Origin of the sequence: Desulfovibrio porci (assembly GCF_009696265.1) — a bacterium.
Lineage (GTDB): Bacteria > Desulfobacterota > Desulfovibrionia > Desulfovibrionales > Desulfovibrionaceae > Desulfovibrio > Desulfovibrio porci.
This window is the reverse complement of record NZ_VUMH01000015.1, coordinates 21,218-39,933: the sequence shown is the minus strand read 5'-3', so window position 1 is coordinate 39,933 and position 18,716 is coordinate 21,218. Positions and strand designations below refer to the sequence as shown.

Here is an 18,716-nt window from a genome sequence, read left to right as displayed (position 1 = left end):
TATCAGGTGGGGAGGTCAGCCGGGTTGGCCCACACACTCCAGCAAATCATTCTTCAAAGCCCAGAGCAGGGCAAAACGCGCACCTTCGGCACTGCGGCCCGGGGGACAAGCCCGGCGGATCAGCTCATCCGCCCGCGCGGGATGCCGGGCCTGCACCAGCATCCCGCGAAAATCCGCGCCGTCCAGGCAATGTTCCAGACCGGGCCAGGAAATGCAGAATTCCCGCCCGGCCCGGACGCGCTCACCCCTGGCCGTGGTCCGGACCCAGAGTCCGGGGGCCTCCACGGAGAGCGTCGCACTGGGATGACCGCAAAATAGCTCCCCCAGGCGCAAAAAAGCCGGATGCCGGGCCGTGCGCGCCCGCTCCTCGTCCGCCGGGCTCAGGGGCTCCCGCCGGAGTGCATCCCAGAAGGCCAGCCAGCGTCGGATGACGCCCTCCCAAGTGAAGTTTTCCAGCACGCGCCGCCGGGCCGCGCGCCCCATGCGCTCCCGCAACGGCGCGTCACAGACCAGACGGCGCAAAGCCTCGGCCAGGGCCGGAACATCCACCGCCGTCTGTTGTGCCCGATACATCTGGTGAATGTTGTCGGGCAGGGTCCGGGCGCGACAATCCAGCAAAGGCGTGGCCGCCGGGGCCAGAGTCGGGACCAGAAAACCGCTGGTTTCATGCTCCACCAGGTCCCGGTAGCCGTCCCAGTCCGAAACCACGGACGGCAGCCCGGCGGCTCCGGCCTCCAGCAGGGTCAGACCGAAACTTTCCTGGATATTGTCCGACGGCGACACAAAGACATCCGCCGCCGCGAACAGTTGACGCACATCTTCGGGCGAGGGATCGGGCGCCAGAGTGAGCGGCACCTTCAACGCCCGCGCGGCGGCCTCCAGAGCCTCCGGATAATGGTCGCCGGGCCGCGCTCCGCCGGAGAGCACCAGGCGCGGGCGGGCGGAGGGGACTTCCTCCATGACCCGGCGCAGGGCATAGAGCACGGGCAAGGCGTCCAGCTTGTCGTCCAGACTGATCCGGCCGTGCAGCAAACAGACTGTCTCTTCTGCGGCCAGACCAAAGCGCGCCCTGGCCGTGCGGCGCGCCTCCGGCACGAGTCCGGAAAAGGCGGCGGGGTCCACGCCCAGCGGGATGATCTCCAGCCGGGGCTGTGGCCAGGAAGGGTCCAGATGGTAGCCCTCGCGCAACTGCGCGAAATAGCCTTCCAGCACCTTGGACGCCGCGCGTGACGTGGCTCCGACGGCGTCGCGCCTGGTGACGCCGGGCCAGATCTGGGCCAGGAACCGCAGGGCGTAGTCCGCATAGCTGAGGGTGTGGTTAACGCTGGTGATAGGGAAAAGCCGGGGGGCCAGAGCGTTGCGCAGGGAGGTCAGCTCCGGCTGGCCGGCAATGGGGTCGGAAAGATGAAAGCAGTGGTACGGCGTGACGCGCAGCGCCCCGGCCAATTCCTGACGGCCGAAGATCTTCACGGCCTCCCGCGCCGCGGCGGGCAGGTCGCGGCGGGCAGCGAAGGCCGCGCGCAACGCATCCGGGTCGGCCACAAAAAAATGGTATTCCTCAAAGGGGTCAAGCCGGAGCAAAGCTTCCATGAAGCCGACATTGGCCACCTTGCGGCCATAGACCGCGCCGCCTTCCAGAAAGGGATGCAGTGTGCCGAAAATGCCTTCGCCCATGCGGCGCTTCCTCCTGAAATCCCATACTGACGGTCCGGCCTGAGCCAAGCCGGGGTTCAGGCCAACGCGGTCAGGTCATACTCCGTATTCTCAACGATATCGCACTCCACCAGCGCGCCGGGAGTCACGCCGGGGCCGCTGACGTAGGTCATGCCGTCCACCTCGGGCGCCTGGAACCAGACCCGCCCGCTGTGCAGGCCCGGCCACTCCGGATGCGGCGCATCCACCAGCACGGGCAGGCGACGGCCCACGTGGGCTTCCAGCAGACTTTCGCTGATGCCCGCCTGAATTTCCATGAGCGTGGCGCGGCGGCGTTCCTTGACCTCGTCCGGCACCTGATCCGGCAGCGTGGCGGCCGGTGTGCCCTCCTCGGCCTGATAGGCGAAGACCCCCAGATGCCGGAAACGGCTTTCCTCCACAAAACGGCAGAGACTGTCAAAATGCGCTTCGCTTTCGCCGGGATAGCCCACAATGAAGGTGGTGCGCACTGCGGCTTCGGGCAGGATGTCGCGCACCCGCTCCAGCACGCGCCGGGGATCGCCGGCAAAGGGTCGGCCCATGCGGGCCAGCACATCCGGGTGAGCGTGTTGCAAGGGAATGTCCAGATAGGGCAGCAGGGGCGCGCCCGCCTCCTTGATGAAGCGCAGCAGTTCCGGCGTGACGCCGCTGGGGTAGAGATAGAGCAGACGCAGCCAGGCCAGGCCGTCCAGGCCCATCAGCCTCTCCAGCAGGTACGGAAGAGTTTTTTTCCCTCCCGTATCGCCGCCCCAGGCAGTGACGTCCTGGGCCACCAGCACCAGTTCGCGCACGCCCCGCTCCAGCAGGCCGCGGGCCTCGGCCAGCAGATCCGGGGCCGCCTCTGAGCGGAGTCCGCCGCGTATGGAAGGGATGGTGCAGAAGGCGCACTTGTGGCGGCAGCCCTCGCCGATCTTGAGCCAGGCGTAGGACGGTCCGGTGGAGAGCAGGCGGCCGCCGTTACCCGTGACCTTTTCCGGCGGATCGGGCAGACCCAGGGCGTGGGCCAACAGAGCGGGCCAGTCCGCCAGATCCCCCGTGGGCAGCCAGAGGTCCACCTCGGGCAGTTCCCGGGCCAGTTCCTCCGCGCCGTAGCGGCCCACCATGCAACCGGCCACGGCCAGCAGAGGTTTGTTCTTGCAGCGGGCCAGCCGGTTTACGGCGTCCAGCACGGCCCGCACGGATTCGCGCACGGCCGGGGCGATAAAGCCGCAGGTATTGATGAAAACCAGACGCGCCCGGCCCATCTGGGCCACGCTTTTGACGGGCACGCCCAGAGAACCGAGCAGACGTTCGCTGTCCACCCGTTTTTTGGGGCACCCCAGACTCAGGGACCAGACCGTCAGGGCTTTTGTTGCCATGCGCGTGTTCATCGGCGCATACTACAGCGCGCGCGTCAGCTTGTCACCCGGCCCGCTCCGGAGCGTATCCGCCGCGCATCTTGTAAAAATGATAGACAACATGCTATCTTTTTTTCTGTAGCCAACTGCGTTCCTTACAGCGGTCTCTGTCCCGATTCGGCCGCCGCCTCCAAACATGCGCTGAAGGACGGCCTATGAATGAAGAGAGAGAGAGAGAGAGAGAGAGAGAGAGAGAGAGAGAGAGCCTCTGTAATGCCCCGTCGGCCGGATGTTCCGGACGCGGCGGAAATGGAACAACGCTATATCCGCCTGCTGAGCAATTTTTATGACCAGATCTACGATCTGGATTTCAGGATTGATTTTTACCGCTCCGTCTACCAGAGCGACGGCAAATTCTGCGCGCCGCCGGAAGGCCACGGCCTTGCCGCCATGCTGGAAGCGGCGGCGGATACGCTGATCCATCCCGAGGACAAAGCCGATTTTCAGCGCCTGTTTCAACGGGCGGAGCTGCGCCGCGCCCTGTCCTCTACCGGCGGAAGCACGGGCGGCGAATACCGCAAAAAGTGTCTGGACGGCAGTTACCGCTGGGTGCGGGTCATGGTGTTTCCTTTTGGAGGAAGCGGGCAGGAACGTTACCTGGTCTGCTTTCAGGACATCGACGTCCACAAGCACGTGGGCGCGAGCACCCGCGAAAACGTTCTCCTGCACATTCAGAGCCTGGACCATCTGCGCTACAGGGCCATTGCCGAGCAGACGCGCAGCATGGTCTTCGAATGGCAGGGCCCGGCGCTCACCTATGTGGACGCCCTGATTCCCCGCCTTCTGGCCGGGAATTACGACGGCCGTCATCTTTTTGAACTCTGGCGTGAAGACAAGGTTCTTTTTTCCGAAGACCGCGCCGTGTTCGAGAATTTTTTGCGCTCCCTGGCCGACAGCGAACCCTCCAGCGCGGTCACCATGCGCCTGCGCCGCCGCACGGGCGCGTTCACCTGGTACGTCCTCTCCTGCACACGTCTCGAAAACAACACGGACGAACCGCGCTACATGTGCAGCCTCAGAGATGTGGACAAGGCCATCCACATCGCGCGCTCCCTGCGCCAGCAGGCGGAATACGACGACCTGACCGGCGCCTGCACCATGCCCACCTTTCTGGAAAAAACCGGACGCCTGCGACACAAACGCCCGGACGCGCTCCGCCACATCGTGCGCTATGACGTGGCGGGCTTCAGGGCCATTGACGAACGCTTCGGTCAGGAAGAGGGCAGGCGTCTGCTGCGGGCCATTTCCTATCTGACCCGGGAAAACCTCGCCTCGGACCGGGAGCTCTTCGCCCGGCTCTCCGGCGATATTTTCCTGGTCTGCCTGGAAGGCGGCAGCGAACGCGTGCGGGAATTCATGGACTGGTTACGGCGCGGCGTCGCGGAATATGCCAACGCGTACCGGCCGGAACTTTTTTTCGGCGCCTGCCGACTGGACGATCCGGAAACGCCGGTGCGCGAAATCTGCGAACGGGCCTACCTGGCCCTGATGGCCGCCAAGGGACGCGGCCTGTCCGACCACGCCTTTTATGACGACGAACTGCGCCGACGGGTGCTGGAGGAACACTTCATCAAGGCGGAAATGTACGCGGCCCTGGCCGATGGGCAGTTTGTGCCCTACCTTCAGCCCAAGGTGGAAATATTCAGCGGCCGCATCGTGGGCGCAGAGGCCCTGGCCCGCTGGCGGCACCCGGAACGGGGCCTGATCCCGCCGAACCGCTTTGTTCCCTTCTTTGAGCGCAACGGCTTCATCGTCCTTCTGGACAAATACATCTGGGAGGAAGTCTGCAAGCTGCTGCGTTCCTGGCTGGACAAGGGCTATCGCCCCGTGCCCGTGTCCATCAACGTCTCGCGCCTGCATTTCAGCGACAACAGCTTCTGCGAAAAATTGCGGGCCCTGACCGACAAGTACCGCCTGCCCCGGCATCTGCTGGAACTGGAGCTCACGGAAAGCGCCTTTTTTGAGAATGAGAAAATCCTGCAGCAGACCATGCGCGACCTCCAGGAGTCCGGCTTCGCCTTCTCCATGGACGATTTCGGCACCGGCTACTCCTCCCTGAACACCCTGCGCGCCCTGCCCTTCAATACCGTCAAGCTGGACCGCGCCTTTGTCAGCGACGGCACGGACAACCGACGCGGGCGCATTGTGGCCCGCAATACCATCACTCTGGCCAAGCAACTCGGCATGAAGATCATTGCCGAAGGCGTGGAAACCGTGGAGCAGGCGCTCTTCCTGCGCAGCCTGGGCTGCGATCACGCCCAGGGATTTTATTATTCGCGCCCCATGGACGCGCGGGATTTTGAAACCTTCAGTTTCGTGCGCCGCAAATGCTTCTGGGTGGACCCGCGTCTTCAGGAAACCCTGCCGCGCCCGGAGGATGACGTGTGGGCGAAGAAGTAGGCGTCGCGCCGCGCGTTTCGGTACAATGGATATTTTACTACCATAGTGGCCCGGATTGCCAACGGCTATCAGGGGTGGTAGAAAGCTGGACAGGTTTTGGCGGGCCTTCAGAGCAGTTAACGCTTGAAAAAGCCGCCTGCGCGCGGTTGACGCATTGCATGCGTGAACCGCTCCAATCCTCACCCGGCGGCAGGGGCGGAAGATGAAACAGCGGATTCAGACATCAACCGGCCCGGCCCTGAGCCCGGCGGCGGACGAAGTGGAACTGGCCCGCTATACATGCGTGTTGCGCAGCATCTTCGACGAAATCTTTGAAGCGGATTTCACCGCCGACACCTACCGCCTGATCCACATGGGCGACGTGCTCTTCTGCCCGCCGCCGCCCGGCATGGGCCTGGCCGACACTTTGCAGGCCATTGCGCGCACGCTCATCGAGCCCGAGCATCAGGGAACCTTCCTGCGACTGCTCAATCCGGCGGCCCTGCGGGACGAGGAAAGCCTGCGGCAGGGCTATGCCTCCGGCGATGTGCGCAAAAAATGCCTCGACGGGCGCTACCGCTGGGCGCGTTTCACGGTCTTTCCCCTGTCCGACGCCGGTTCGGGCCAGTCGCTGCACATGGTCTGCGTGCAGGATGTGGACGAGCAGAAGCGGGCCGCCGGTCTGGCCCGTGAAAACGCCCTGCTCCAGCGCCAGCGCCTGGACGAAATGCGCTACAAGACCGTGCTGGACCACACCAACACCCTGGTCTTCGAGTGGCGCGCCAGACAGCCCACCTACACTTCGCCGCACATTCCCCAACTGCTGGCGGGCAATTACAACGGCCGCCGTCTGTTCGACGTCTGGCGCGAGGACGGCGTGCTGTTCCCCGAGGACGGCGGCGCTTTCAATGCCTGTCTGCGCGAACTGGAACAGGGCGCTTCCTCCGGCGAGATGACCGTGCGCCTGCGCCGCCGCGACGGGCGCTTCATCTGGTGCAGAGTGACCTACACCTGCCTGACCGACCCCGAACTCGGCGTGCGTTACATCGGCACCATCAATGATGTGGACGAAGTCACCCTGGCCATGCAGGCCCTGCGCTTCAGGGCGGAGTACGATCCCCTGACCGGCGCCTACAATATGCAGACGTTTTTTGAAAAAGCCGGAGAGCTGATCCGCCGGAGCGGGGACAGGCCCCGCCATATCGTGCGTTTCGACGTGGCCGGTTTCAAGGGCATCAATGAAATGTTCGGCCTGGAAGAAGGCGACCGCCTGCTGCGGGCCATCGCCCATCTGGTGCGCGAACAGATCGACAAGCAGCGGGAAACCTTCGCCCGGCTGTCCGGCGACGTCTTTGTGGCCTGCCTCGAGGGCGGGCGCGAGCGGGTGCGGCGCTTTGTGGACTGGCTCTCGCTCCAACTGCGCGAATACACCCAGTCCTACCGGGTCATGCTCTTTTTCGGCATCTGCCCGGTGGAAAAACGCAAAACGCCGGTGCACGTGCTCTGCGACTGGGCCCACCTGGCCCTGAAAACCGTCAAGGGCAGCGATCTCACCAACTATGCCTTTTACGACGGCGAACTGCGCGCCCGGCTGCTGGACGAGAACAACATCAAGGACCAGATGCACGAGGCTCTGGAAAAAGGCCAGTTCGTGCTCTACCTCCAGCCCAAGGTGGAGATTTCCACCGGCCGCATTGTGGGGGCCGAGGCTCTGGCCCGCTGGCGGCATCCCACGGACGGCCTGATCCTGCCGGGCCGCTTTGTGCCGCTGTTCGAGCGCAACGGCTTCATCGTCCGCTTTGACGAATACATCTGGGAAGAAACCTGCAAGATGCTGCGCCTCTGGCTGGACAAGGGCTACCGGCCCACGCCCGTGTCCATCAACGTCTCGCGCATGCACTTCAACGACGACAATTTCTGCGACAAACTGCTGCGCCTGACCGGCAAATACAATTTGCCCCGGCATCTGCTGGAGCTGGAACTCACGGAAAGCGCCTTTTTTGAAAGCGAAAAAACCCTGATCCGGGTTATGAAGGAGCTTCAGGAACAGGGTTTCGTCTTTTCCATGGATGATTTCGGCACCGGCTACTCCTCCCTGAGCACCCTGCGCTCCCTGCCCTTCAACATCGTCAAGCTGGACCGCACCTTCATCAGCGACGGCACGGACAACGAACGCGGCCAGATCGTGGCCCGCAACACCATCACCATGGCCCGCCAACTGCGGATGAAGATTATCGCCGAGGGCGTGGAAACCCTGGAACAGGCGCATTTTCTGCTCAGCATCGGCTGCAATTACGCCCAGGGCTACTATTACTCGCGGCCGGTGGACCCCGCGGAATTCGAAGTGCTCAGCTTTGTGCAGGAAAAAGCCTTCTGGGTGGACCCCGGCATCCGGAGCGAAGCCCGCCGCCTGAACCTGCCCCTGGCCCCGGTCTCTCCGGTCAGGGAATACTGAGCCGACCGGACGCGGCACGTACCGCAGCAAAACACATCAAACCACGAAATTAAAACGGCAGACGCAGCAGGCGCAGGCTGTCGGGCTGAATGTAGAGCAACCGGCCGGGACTCACAGCCTCGGGCCGGGTCACAAAGCTGTCCTTGCGGATATTCAGGATGGCTTCGGCCTCATGACTGCAGTCAAAAAGGTGCAGGATCTCGTCGTCCATGCGGTCGGCGGTGGTCCAGTGCCGGTTCACCGGCGGGCCTTCCGGGGTCAGGCTGCGCATGAAGCGGAAAATGACCGCCCGCCCGCTCGGCGGCGCGAGCCATTCCTGACAGACCCGCCAGAGTTCGCTTACCGAGGGCTGCGCCTCAACGTTGAAGGGCACGCGCACTTCCAGGGGAAAGGTGCGGCTCTGCGCCCGCAGCATGCCGTCCACCAGATTGAGATAATCGGTTTCCTGTTCCAGCACGGCCTTGAAGGCCTCGGGCGCGCCCGCCAGAGCCAGCAGGGTTTCGTTGAGAATGTCCCGCGCCTTGAGCACCCGGATGCCGTGGGTCAGGCGCAAGGCGTTGAGCACCGCGTAAATGGCGCAAAAGGTGTCCAGCTTGCCCTGGAAAAACGGTTTGACCATACGGCCCCTCCGGGCCTTGTTATGCCCGCAAGGCCCGGAGGGGTCAAGACGGCCGGGGCGGCGCTCCGCAGGACGGACGCATCTAAAAACCTGATGGCCCAAGGAACGGACCAAGCGCCCCCGACGCCGAAAAGGCTGGTTTTGACGAATACGCTACGGCAGAGAAGGGGCCGGGAAAAGTTGAAATCAGCTGCGTCCGCCCTTTTCCTTTACAAGCCGGTGGCGCGCATGTATAAGAGGACATTCATCAACTATATCACAATACCTTGATATGCAGATATTAACCACCCCCCAGGAATTGGCGGCCCAATGCCGGGCCTGGCACGCCCAGGGCGAGGACGTCGCTCTGGTTCCCACCATGGGCTATTACCACGCCGGGCACGAGGATCTCATGGTCCACGCGCGCGGCTTGGCCAAACGCCTGGTGGTCAGCCTGTTTGTGAATCCGGCGCAATTCGGCCCCGGCGAGGATCTGGAAGCGTACCCCCGCGACGCCGAGCGCGACGCGGCCATTGCCGAACGACGCGGCGCGGACGTGCTTTTCATGCCTGAACCGGGCTCCATGTACGCGCCGGACCACGCCACCTGGGTGGAAGTGCCCGAACTGGCCAAGGGCCTCTGCGGACAGAGTCGACCCATCCACTTCCGGGGGGTCTGCACCGTGGTGCTCAAGCTCTTTCTGCTCACCCGGGCCGACGTGGCCGTATTCGGCCAGAAGGACTGGCAGCAGCAGGCCATCATCCGCCGCATGGTCCGCGACCTCAACGTGTCCACGCGCATTGAGGCCCGCCCCACGGTGCGCGAGGCCGACGGGCTGGCGCTGTCCTCCCGTAATGTCTACATGACCGCCGAGGAACGCGCCCAGGCCCCGGAAATCCGCGCCGCCCTGCTCTACGCGCAGAAGCTGGCCCGGGAGGGCGAAACCAGCGCCGCCCTGCTGCGCGAAGCCGTGCTGCGGCGCTGGTCCGAGCGCCTGCCCCTGGGACGGCTGGACTATCTTTCCATCGTGCATCCCGAATCCATGGCCCCGCTCGGCGCGGTGGACGGCCCGGCGCTGATGGCCTGCGCGGTGCGTATGGGCAAGGCCCGGCTTATCGACAATATTTTGCTGCGCCAATGACGGCTGCGGCTTACGTACGCAAGGATCAGAGAAGGAGACGACAATGCAAACCAAGGGCAAATACTTTTTCACCTCCGAATCCGTGACCGAGGGGCATCCCGACAAGGTGGCCGACCAGATTTCCGACGCCGTGCTGGACACCCTGCTGGCCCAGGACTCGGAGGCCCACGTGGCCTGCGAAACCCTGGTGACCACGGGCATGGCCGTCATTGCCGGTGAAATCAGCACGCGCGGCTATGCGGACCTGCCCACGGTGGTGCGCGACACCATCAAGAACATCGGCTACAACAGCTCGGAAATGGGCTTTGACTGGCAGACCTGCGCGGTCATTTCTTCCATCGACCACCAGTCCCCGGACATCGCCCAGGGCGTGCTGCGCACCAAGCCCGAAGATCAGGGCGCCGGCGACCAAGGCATGATGTTCGGCTACGCCTGCAATGAAACCGCCACCCTGATGCCCGCGCCCATCTACTGGGCTCACCAGCTCTCGCAGCAGCTGGCCCGCGTGCGCAAGGACGGCATCGTGGACTTCTTCCGCCCGGACGGCAAGACCCAGGTTTCCTTCGAGTACCAGGACGGCAAGCCCGTGCGCATCAACAACGTGGTGGTTTCCACACAGCATACGGCCAGCGTCAGCCAGGATGAAGTGGCCGAAGCCGTGAAGAACGAGGTCATCCGCCCCATTCTGGAACCCTCCGGCTATTTTGACGAAAAAGACTGCGAAATCTTCATCAACACCACGGGCCGCTTTGTGGTGGGCGGTCCCATGGGCGACTGCGGGCTCACCGGCCGCAAGATCATCCAGGACACGTACGGCGGCAGCGGCCATCACGGCGGCGGCGCATTCTCCGGCAAGGACCCCTCCAAGGTGGACCGCTCCGGCGCGTACATGGGCCGCTACATTGCCAAAAACGTGGTGGCCGCCGGTCTCGCGCCGGTCTGCGAAGTGCAGATCGCCTATTGCATCGGCGTGGCCCAGCCCGTGAGCGTGCTGGTGTCCTCCCAGGGCAGCGGCGACATTCCGGACGAAATCCTGACCAAGGCCGTGCGCGAAGTTTTTGACCTGCGTCCCTACTTCATCAGCAAGCGCCTGAACCTCAAGCGCCCCATCTACGCCAAGACCTCCTGCTACGGGCATTTCGGCCGCGAACTGCCGGAATTCACCTGGGAAGCCACGGATGCGGTGGCCGATCTGCGCACCGCCGCGAAAGTCTAAGATGATCAGCGACCGACGCGTCTTTTGCCTCTGAATCGCGTCAACATCCCGTAACGGAGCAGGCCCGTCCCAGACATGCCTGCTCCGTTACGGGATATTTTCTTGTCAGAAAACACGCATACGGCCGCACGGCAACCCTGGTCATGCCGTCGTCTCCCTCAAAAGCGCAAGCCTTGCCAGCGGCCGGGGCCTTTCATATACTTGTGCCGGATCGGCGCGGAGAGCCAGCCGCCCTTTCTCCCCCTTTCGGGACATTTCACGAACAGCGGCGCGGCAGCGCGCGGAACACGAGGCAGAGCATGGCGGGCAATACCTTCGGGCGCATCCTGCGTCTGACCACTTTTGGAGAATCCCACGGTCCGGGTCTGGGCGGCGTGCTGGACGGCTGCCCGGCCGGTCTGGAGCTTTGCGAGGCCGACATGCAGGCCGAACTGGATCTGCGCAAGCCCGGCCAGGGCCCCACGGCCACCAAGCGCAAGGAGTCCGACACGGTGCGTCTGCTCTCGGGCGTGTTCGAGGGCCGCACCACGGGCACGCCCATCGGCTTTTACATCGCCAACGAAGACCAGCGCTCACGCGACTACGGCAATCTGGCCGACGTCTTCCGGCCCGGCCATGCGGACTGGGGCTATTTTCAGAAATACAACGGCCTCCGCGACCATCGCGGCGGCGGGCGCTCCTCGGGCCGGGAGACGGCCGCGCGCGTGGCGGGCGGCGTCATCGCCAAAAAAATTCTGGCCCGCAAGGACGTCGGTATACAGGCGGCCTGCGTGGAACTGGGCGGCATTGCCGTGCCCGCCGGGGACGTTGACATGGAGCGCGCCCTGAGCCGCCCCTATTTCGCGGCTTCCGACGCCGCCCCGGCCCTCTGGGACGCGGCTGTGGCCGAGGCGCGCAAGGCCGGTGACACACTGGGCGGCATCGTGCAAATCGTGGCCCGCAATGTGCCCGCCGGGCTGGGCGAGCCGGTCTTCGACAAGCTGGAGGCCGTGCTGGCCCACGCCATCATGAGCGTGGGCGCGGTCAAGGGCGTGGAAGTGGGCGAAGGCTTCGCGGCAGCCCGCTTGCGCGGTTCGCAAAACAACGACGCCCTGCTGCCCGGTGCGGACGGCTCCATCTCCTCCGCCCGTTTCACCTCCAATCACGCGGGCGGCATACTGGGCGGCATTTCCAGCGGTCAGGACATTGTGCTGCGCGCGGCCGTCAAGCCCATTGCCTCCATCGCCCAAGAACAACAAACTGTGGACAAGGAAGGCCGGGCCGCCGCGGTGTTGGTCGGGGGACGTCACGACCTGTCCGCCATTCCGCGCATTGTGCCTGTGCTTTCGGCCATGACCGCCCTGGCCCTGGCCGACGCCCTGCTGCTGCAAAGCCGCATGGAGCACGGCCTGTGAATCCTCAAGCCACGGCAAAAACACGCTCCCTGGCGGATCTGAAATCCGTGGGCAAGGCTTCGCTGGCGGATTTCCACCTGCTGGGCGTGGACAGCGTGGCGGCCCTGGCTGCTGCTGATCCGCGTGAGCTTTACGAGCGTCTCTGCCGTCTGCAAGGCGTCACGGTGGACATCTGCCAGTACGATCTTTTTTGCTGCGCCGTGGCCCAGGCCCGCGATCCGCACCTGCCGCCGGAACAGTGCGACTGGTTCTGGTGGTCGCGCCGACGCAAGACGCGCAATGCTACCGGGGCAGGCGGGGCGGAGGACTGATGGCCGACCTGCCCCTGCTGCGCGATCCTGACGCCGTGGAACTTACCGGCACGGTGGAGCGCGTGATCTTCCACAATGAAGAGAACGGCTACACCGTCCTGCGTCTGTTGCCGGACAAAGGCCGTCCCGGCGAGGCCAAGGTGGCGGGCGCGCCGCCGCGTACCGTGAGCCGCGATCCCGTGTCCTGCGTGGGGCATATGGTGGACCCGCAGGCCGGCGTGCAGCTCAGGGTGGCCGGACGCTGGGTGAACAACGCCCGTTTCGGCCGCCAGGTGGAATTCTCCAGCTCCGAGGAAGTGCTGCCCGCCACCAGCGAGGGCATCCGCCTCTATCTGGCCTCGGGCCTGATCAAGGGCGTGGGCGAGGAGCTGGCCGGGCGCATTGTGGAAGTCTTCGGCACGGACACCATCCGCATGCTGGATGAGGAGCCGGAACGCCTGCTCCAGGTGCGCGGCGTGGGCCGCAAAAGCCTGGCGCGCATCCGCGAATCATGGGCCGAGCACCGGGGCATGCGCGATCTGCTGCTTTTTCTCCAGCCTCACGGCATCACCCCGGCCTATGCCGTGCGCATCTACCGGGCCTACGGCAGCCAGGCCCTCAACGTGGTGCGTGAAAATCCCTACCGGCTGGCCATGGACATCCACGGCATCGGCTTTGTCACGGCCGACGCGGCCGCCGCCAAGCTCGGCTTCGAGCCGGACCACCCCCTGCGCATCCAGGCCGGGACGCTCTATATCCTGCAAAAGGCCACGGACGACGGCAACGTCTACCTGCCCGAAGCCAAACTGGTGCAGGAGGTCTGCGTCCAGCTGAATGTGGAGCCGGAGCGGGCTCTGGACGCCATCGCCGCCCTGGAACTGGACGAGCGTCTGGTGCGGGAAGACCTGGAGGCTCTTGGCGGCGCTGCCGGACCCGGCGAAGAGAGCGGCGAGGACGGAGAGGAGGGCAATGAAGTGGGCGTCTATCTGCGCCGTTATCACCATTGCGAAGCCAAAACCGCCTTTTATCTCCAGCGCCTGCTGCATTCGCCCAAGGCCGTGCGTTTCGAAAACCCGGACGCCCTGGTGGACAAAGTCACCGGCGAGCTGCCCATCGCCCTGGCCCCGGAACAACTGGAGGCCGTGCGCACTGCGGCGCGCAGCAAGGTCATGGTGCTTACCGGCGGGCCGGGCACGGGCAAAACCACCATTATCAACGCCATCATCAAACTGTTCGGCGAGGTGCGGGCGCGCATTCTGCTGGCCGCGCCCACAGGCCGGGCCGCCAAGCGCATGGCCGAAACCTCGGGCCGCGAGGCGCGCACCATCCACCGCCTGCTTGAATACAGTCCCAAGGAGGACGGCTTCGCCCGCAACGAGGACAATCCCCTGGCCTGCGGCCTGCTGGTGGTGGATGAAGCCTCCATGATGGACACCCTGCTCTTCTACCACCTGCTCAAGGCCGTTCCCCTGGGCGCGACCCTGGTGCTGGTGGGCGACGTCTACCAGTTGCCCTCGGTGGGGCCGGGCAACGTGCTGGCGGACATCATCGCCTCGGGCGTGGTGCCGGTGGTGGAGCTGACCGAAATTTTCCGTCAGTCCGCGGAAAGCGAAATCATCTGCAACGCGCACCTCATCAACCACGGCGAGGTGCCGAACCTGGAATCCAGCAAGGAGCGGCTCTCGGACTTTTACTTCATCCACCAGAACAACCCGGAAAAAGCGGCGGACCTGATGGTGGATCTGGTGAAGAACCACATCCCGCGCCGCTTTGGCCTGGACCCGGTGGACGACATCCAGGTGCTCACCCCCATGCACAAAGGGGCCGTGGGCGCGGGGCAGATGAACACGCGTCTGCAGGAAGCCCTGAACCCCAACGGTCTGGAGGTGCGGCGCGGCGACCGGGCCTTCCGCCTGCACGACAAGGTCATGCAGGTGCGCAACAATTACGAGAAGGACGTCTTCAACGGCGACATGGGCCGCATCGTCTTTCTGGACCCCAAAGAGCGCACGCTGAGCGTCAATTTTGACGAGCGCGTGGTTCCCTATGATTTTGACGAACTGGACGAACTGGCCCCGGCCTATGCCATTTCCATCCACAAATCACAGGGCTCGGAGTACCCGGCCGTGGTCATTCCCATTATGATGCAGCATTACGTGCTCTTGCAGCGCAACCTGATCTACACGGGCGTGACGCGCGGCAAAAAGCTGGTAGTGCTGGTGGGCGAATCCCGCGCCCTGCACATGGCCGTCAAGAACAACAAAACCCGCAAGCGCTATACGCGTCTGGCCCAACGGCTGAACCCCGGAAACTGACAAATTTTGCCGAAGATTGTTATCATGGTCATTTACGCGGCCTTTTTGTGACGAATAGACGTCATTACCTGAAATTTATCCCATTCTATATTGACAAAACACTTTTTTAGGTAAATCTTTATAGAAAAGCGGGAGGTGCGCCATGCCCAGCGATCACGCGCTCTTCAATTGCAGTCAGGATCACGAAATCAATTATGTCGCGTCTCTGTATCTGGAGCACCAGAAAGTACGTGAATACCTCAAAGAAAAATGCGCCGACGGCACCATCAGCCACTGGACGCATAAAAAACTGTACGAGCATCTGGAAAGCCAAGGCTTTACCAAAATAAAATGAGGCTTGGCGGGCTTCACGTCCAGCCACGGGCAGATCATTTTCGTGCCGGTGCGGCACGACCGGGAGGGCGGCTGAAAAGCCGCCCTCCCGCATTGACAACGCGCTTTCAGCTGACGCGGCGGCTTCAGGCCACCTGACCGGCCTGCCGTGTTTTTTCTTCTCCGGCCGCCCGCCGCCAGGCCGCGATATCTTCCACACTGAGCAACGGCATGCTGTGCGCGCGGGCAAAGGCCGCCACTTCCGGCAGGCGGGCCATGCTGCCGTCCTCATTGGTCAGTTCGCAAAGGACCCCGCAGGGAGCAAGACCGGCCAGAGCCATGAGATCCACTGTGGCTTCGGTGTGTCCCCGCCGCTCCAGTACGCCGCCGGGGCGGGCCCGCAACGGAAAGACATGGCCCGGACGGCGCAGATCCTCGGGGCGGGCTCCGGGCCTGACGGCCGCCAGAACCGTCGTCACCCGGTCGGCGGCGGAAACGCCGGTTGTCACGCCGACGGCCGCCTCAATGGATACGGTGAAGGCCGTGCCCTGCGTATTGGTGTTGACCTCGGTCATCATGGGCAGACCAAGGCGGCGGACGCGCTCGTCCGTCAGGCAAAGGCAGACGATGCCGCTGCAATGCCGGATCAGCAGGGCCATCTGGGGCACGCTGAGAGTCTGGGCCGAAAAAATCAGATCCCCTTCATTTTCGCGGTCTTCATCGTCCACGATGCAGACGCCCTGTCCGGCGCGCACCGCGTCCAGAGCGCGGCGCATCCGCTCCTGGGAAGAACCGAACGAGGCAAGGGGAGATTGGGACACAGTTGAAGTTGTGGCCCGGCATGAGGCCCAGGTGGGAAGAACCGAACGAGGCAAGGGGAGATTGGGACTGATGCATGACATGCTCCTTGTCCGGCCATACAGGCCGGGAGATGGTGCATCAGGGCGTGGCGGAACGCCGGGCGTCAGCAACAGGCGGCCGCTTTTTCACAGAAAAAACAGCGCCCGGCGCAAGCGCGCGGCGTGCATGACCATTCTCTTCCATCCGGACTGTTACCGTCGGCTCCGGAATCACACCGGATCTGCTGACCCTTCACGGAAGGCGCTCGCGGGCTGGCGGCGCGCAGGGCGCGACCGCATCACCGCCGGTGGGGACTTGCACCCCGCCCTGAGAATGGAGGCAGCATACGCCCGGAGCGGGCGTATGACAAGGTGTGGACATGCCCGGATGAGAGCGGACGCATACGGACGTCTCCGGCCTCAAAACACCAGCGCTTCATACCAGAACAGCCGCGCGCCGGGCGCGCGCCAGCTGCCGCCGGGCAGGCCCGCCTTGGCGCAGAGCTGTTCCAGGTAGGTTGCGCGATCCCAGCCCTGTTCCACGGGCACCTGCGGCAGAAAAACGCCGCTGCGCCCCATGTATTGCAGGGCAAGACCGTGCCGTCCCACTTCAATGGCTTGCGGGTCCGGGCAGGGAGTCAGTTCGTCCAGCACGGAAATATGGGAAGCGGTTTCGGGCCATTCGCGCACGGTCAGCGGCGGGAAACGCGGGTCTTCAAAAGCGGCGGCGCGGGCCATTCGCCACACATTCAGAAAGAGCGGTTCGCGGCCCACAATGGTTCCGATGCAACCGCGCAAGCGACCGTCCAGGGTAAGCGTTACAAAAGAACCCAACGCGCGGCGCAACGTGTCCGGGCCTGCCGCCGCTGCACCCGCGCTCGCCGGCGGCTCCGGCGGCCGGGCCGCGTCCCTCCCGGCCAGAGCGCTTTCGATGGCCAGACGGGCCACGCGGCTCAGATAGTCCCGCTCCGCGTCATTCAGGGAAAAGGAAAGCGCCATGCGGCCTCCTCAGACATAACGCCCGGTGTTCAAAGCTTGCTGTACGGCCTCAAAACAAGAAATGCCACAACATGTGTTGCGGCAGATCTTGCAAAAATCGGCGCGACGCGCAAAGCGCGGAGTTTTGCTTTTTCCGCAAGAAAGGCGAATCCGGCGGGAGGGAGTGTATTCAGACATACATGACCGACCCGGCAGACGAAGCCTGCCGCCGCGAAAAAACAAAAGAACCGCTTTGCGCCTAGTCTTCGCCCTCGGCGTGGGACTGCTTGCCCGCACCCTTCAGACCGTACATGCTGGTGGAACCGGAGGACCAGAATTCCAGCACTTCCTCATTGATCAGCTTGGTGAGGATTTTCTTCACGTCGCGGGGACCCTTGTCCGGGAAGAGTTCCAGGAAGTCCTTGAAGTAGAACTTGGATTTGGACGCGGATTTGCTTTTCAGAAATTCAACAACAACGTCTTTGTCGTCAGCCATGAGCTTTCTCCTGTCCCGGCGGCGCGGACGCGCCGCCGGGGTTACGCAAAGTGCCTAGAACTTGAACTGGGTGCTCTGCCGCCAAGTATAGTAGGCGGAATCGCGGAAGTCGTCGATGAGGTGGTGGGTGAACTCAAGGCCGGTCAGCTTGAAGAAGCTTTCCCAACCGATGCGTTCGGCCCATTCGCCCAGGCGCTCGTATTTTTCGGCGTTGGCGGCGTAGACTTCGACAATGTGCTTCACGGTCTTGGTCAGGCTGGGCCAGCGCGGCGGTTCGTTGGGGATGTAGCCCACAACCACCTTGGAGAACTTGGGCATGGAGATGCGGTTGGAAACCTTGCCGCCCACCATGATGGCGATGCCGTCACCCTCGCTGTCGGCGATGGGCAGGGCCGGGCACATGGTGTAGCAGTTGCCGCAGTACATGCAGCGGTCTTCCTTGATGGCGATGGAGTTCACCTTCTCGCCGTTGTGCTCCACCTTGGTGGGACGCACGGCGGCAGTCGGGCAGGCGGCCACGGCCAGCGGAATTTCGCAAAGCTGGTCGGCCCATTCATGGTCGATCATGGGCGGTTTGCGGTGGATGCCCACCAGGCCGATGTCCGAGCAGTGCACGGCGCCGCACATATTGATGCAGCAGGCCAAGGCCACACGCACGGGCGCGGGCATGCGCATGTGCTTGAACTCGTCGAACAGGGCGTCCATCACGCATTTCACCGGGCCGGAGGCGTCGGTGGCGGGGGTGTGGCAGTGCACCCAGCCCTGGGTGTGAATCATGTTGCTGACGCTGGCGCCCGTACCGCCCACGGGGAACTTGAAGGAACCGCCGTCGAACTTGCGGGAGTTCAGGTCGTCGCGCAGGGCCTTCATGGTGGCTTCGTCTTCCACCATGAATTCGATGTTGTTACGGGTGGTCCAGCGCAGGTAGCCGCCGCAGTATTTGTCGGCGATGTCGCACAGCTCACGGATGTGAGTGATGGACATGGTGCGGGTGCCGCCCACACGCACGGTGTAGACCTTGTCGCCGCTCTCGGCCACGTGCAGCAGCACGCCGGGCTCCAGAATTTCGTGATAGAGCCACTTGCCGAAGTTCTTTTTGATCACCGGCGGGAAATAATCGTCGTACTTATGAGGACCGATGTCGGAGATGCGGCCTTCCATCGGTTTCTGGGGATTGTACCCGGTAGAAATAAAAGCCATGTTCGTTTCCCCCT

15 protein-coding genes and 1 riboswitch are annotated in these 18,716 nt (G+C 63.8%); of the genes, 8 read left to right on the top strand and 7 right to left on the bottom strand.

Annotation, left to right across the window (positions count from 1 at the left end):
- Nucleotides 1–15: 15 nt before the first annotated feature.
- On the bottom strand, nt 16–1,674 hold the full coding sequence (locus FYJ44_RS12610; RefSeq protein ID WP_154512691.1) for a glycosyltransferase family 4 protein: 1,659 nt from the start codon (nt 1,672–1,674) through the stop codon (nt 16–18).
- A gap of 56 nt (nt 1,675–1,730) precedes the next feature.
- Complete coding sequence (gene rimO / locus FYJ44_RS12605) at nt 1,731–3,050, bottom strand: 30S ribosomal protein S12 methylthiotransferase RimO (protein ID WP_229772700.1); 1,320 nt, start codon at nt 3,048–3,050, stop codon at nt 1,731–1,733.
- A gap of 252 nt (nt 3,051–3,302) precedes the next feature.
- On the opposite strand from rimO, the gene FYJ44_RS12600 reads away from it, so the two are divergent.
- Complete coding sequence (locus FYJ44_RS12600) at nt 3,303–5,489, top strand: putative bifunctional diguanylate cyclase/phosphodiesterase (RefSeq protein WP_154512687.1); 2,187 nt, start codon at nt 3,303–3,305, stop codon at nt 5,487–5,489.
- Nucleotides 5,490–5,691: 202 nt separating this feature from the next.
- Nucleotides 5,692–7,923, top strand: coding sequence for a putative bifunctional diguanylate cyclase/phosphodiesterase (locus FYJ44_RS12595; RefSeq protein WP_154512685.1), 2,232 nt, complete (start codon nt 5,692–5,694; stop codon nt 7,921–7,923).
- A gap of 49 nt (nt 7,924–7,972) precedes the next feature.
- Here the strand turns inward: FYJ44_RS12595 and FYJ44_RS12590 are convergent, their stop codons facing one another.
- Nucleotides 7,973–8,542: a hypothetical protein gene (locus FYJ44_RS12590; RefSeq protein WP_154512683.1), complete on the bottom strand. Its 570-nt coding sequence runs from the start codon at nt 8,540–8,542 to the stop codon at nt 7,973–7,975.
- 271 nt (nt 8,543–8,813) lie between these two features.
- On the opposite strand from FYJ44_RS12590, the gene panC reads away from it, so the two are divergent.
- The 6 genes from panC (at nt 8,814) to FYJ44_RS12560 (ending at nt 15,211) form a co-directional block, all read left to right on the top strand.
- On the top strand, nt 8,814–9,662 hold the full coding sequence (panC, locus tag FYJ44_RS12585; RefSeq protein WP_154512681.1) for a pantoate--beta-alanine ligase: 849 nt from the start codon (nt 8,814–8,816) through the stop codon (nt 9,660–9,662).
- Between the two features lie 43 nt (nt 9,663–9,705).
- Nucleotides 9,706–10,878 carry a methionine adenosyltransferase gene (metK, locus tag FYJ44_RS12580; protein WP_154512679.1) on the top strand — a complete coding sequence of 391 codons (1,173 nt, stop codon included), beginning with the start codon at nt 9,706–9,708 and terminating at the stop codon, nt 10,876–10,878.
- Between the two features lie 299 nt (nt 10,879–11,177).
- Nucleotides 11,178–12,272 (top strand): chorismate synthase, encoded by a 1,095-nt coding sequence (aroC, locus tag FYJ44_RS12575; RefSeq protein WP_154512677.1) that lies wholly within the window; start codon nt 11,178–11,180, stop codon nt 12,270–12,272.
- On the top strand, nt 12,269–12,583 hold the full coding sequence (locus FYJ44_RS12570; protein WP_320860505.1) for a helix-hairpin-helix domain-containing protein: 315 nt from the start codon (nt 12,269–12,271) through the stop codon (nt 12,581–12,583). Before aroC ends, FYJ44_RS12570 begins: the two co-directional genes overlap by 4 nt.
- Nucleotides 12,583–14,877, top strand: a complete 2,295-nt coding sequence (recD2, locus tag FYJ44_RS12565; RefSeq protein WP_154512675.1) for an SF1B family DNA helicase RecD2 — start codon at nt 12,583–12,585, stop codon at nt 14,875–14,877. The genes FYJ44_RS12570 and recD2 overlap by 1 nt, the downstream gene beginning before the upstream one ends.
- A gap of 142 nt (nt 14,878–15,019) precedes the next feature.
- Nucleotides 15,020–15,211 carry a hypothetical protein gene (locus FYJ44_RS12560; protein WP_154512673.1) on the top strand — a complete coding sequence of 64 codons (192 nt, stop codon included), beginning with the start codon at nt 15,020–15,022 and terminating at the stop codon, nt 15,209–15,211.
- 124 nt (nt 15,212–15,335) lie between these two features.
- Here FYJ44_RS12560 and ribB read toward each other — a convergent pair whose 3' ends face one another.
- From ribB to dsrB, 4 genes are all read right to left on the bottom strand, one after another.
- Nucleotides 15,336–15,965, bottom strand: a complete 630-nt coding sequence (ribB, locus tag FYJ44_RS12555) for a 3,4-dihydroxy-2-butanone-4-phosphate synthase (RefSeq protein WP_229772699.1) — start codon at nt 15,963–15,965, stop codon at nt 15,336–15,338.
- Nucleotides 15,966–16,217: 252 nt separating this feature from the next.
- Nucleotides 16,218–16,368, bottom strand: a riboswitch (FMN riboswitch).
- An 80-nt stretch (nt 16,369–16,448) separates the two neighbouring features.
- Nucleotides 16,449–17,027 carry an AmmeMemoRadiSam system protein A gene (gene amrA, locus FYJ44_RS12550; RefSeq protein WP_154512669.1) on the bottom strand — a complete coding sequence of 193 codons (579 nt, stop codon included), beginning with the start codon at nt 17,025–17,027 and terminating at the stop codon, nt 16,449–16,451.
- Between the two features lie 238 nt (nt 17,028–17,265).
- Nucleotides 17,266–17,502 (bottom strand): dissimilatory sulfite reductase D family protein, encoded by a 237-nt coding sequence (locus FYJ44_RS12545; protein ID WP_154512667.1) that lies wholly within the window; start codon nt 17,500–17,502, stop codon nt 17,266–17,268.
- 54 nt (nt 17,503–17,556) lie between these two features.
- Complete coding sequence (gene dsrB / locus FYJ44_RS12540) at nt 17,557–18,702, bottom strand: dissimilatory-type sulfite reductase subunit beta (protein WP_154512665.1); 1,146 nt, start codon at nt 18,700–18,702, stop codon at nt 17,557–17,559.
- Nucleotides 18,703–18,716 lie beyond the last annotated feature (14 nt).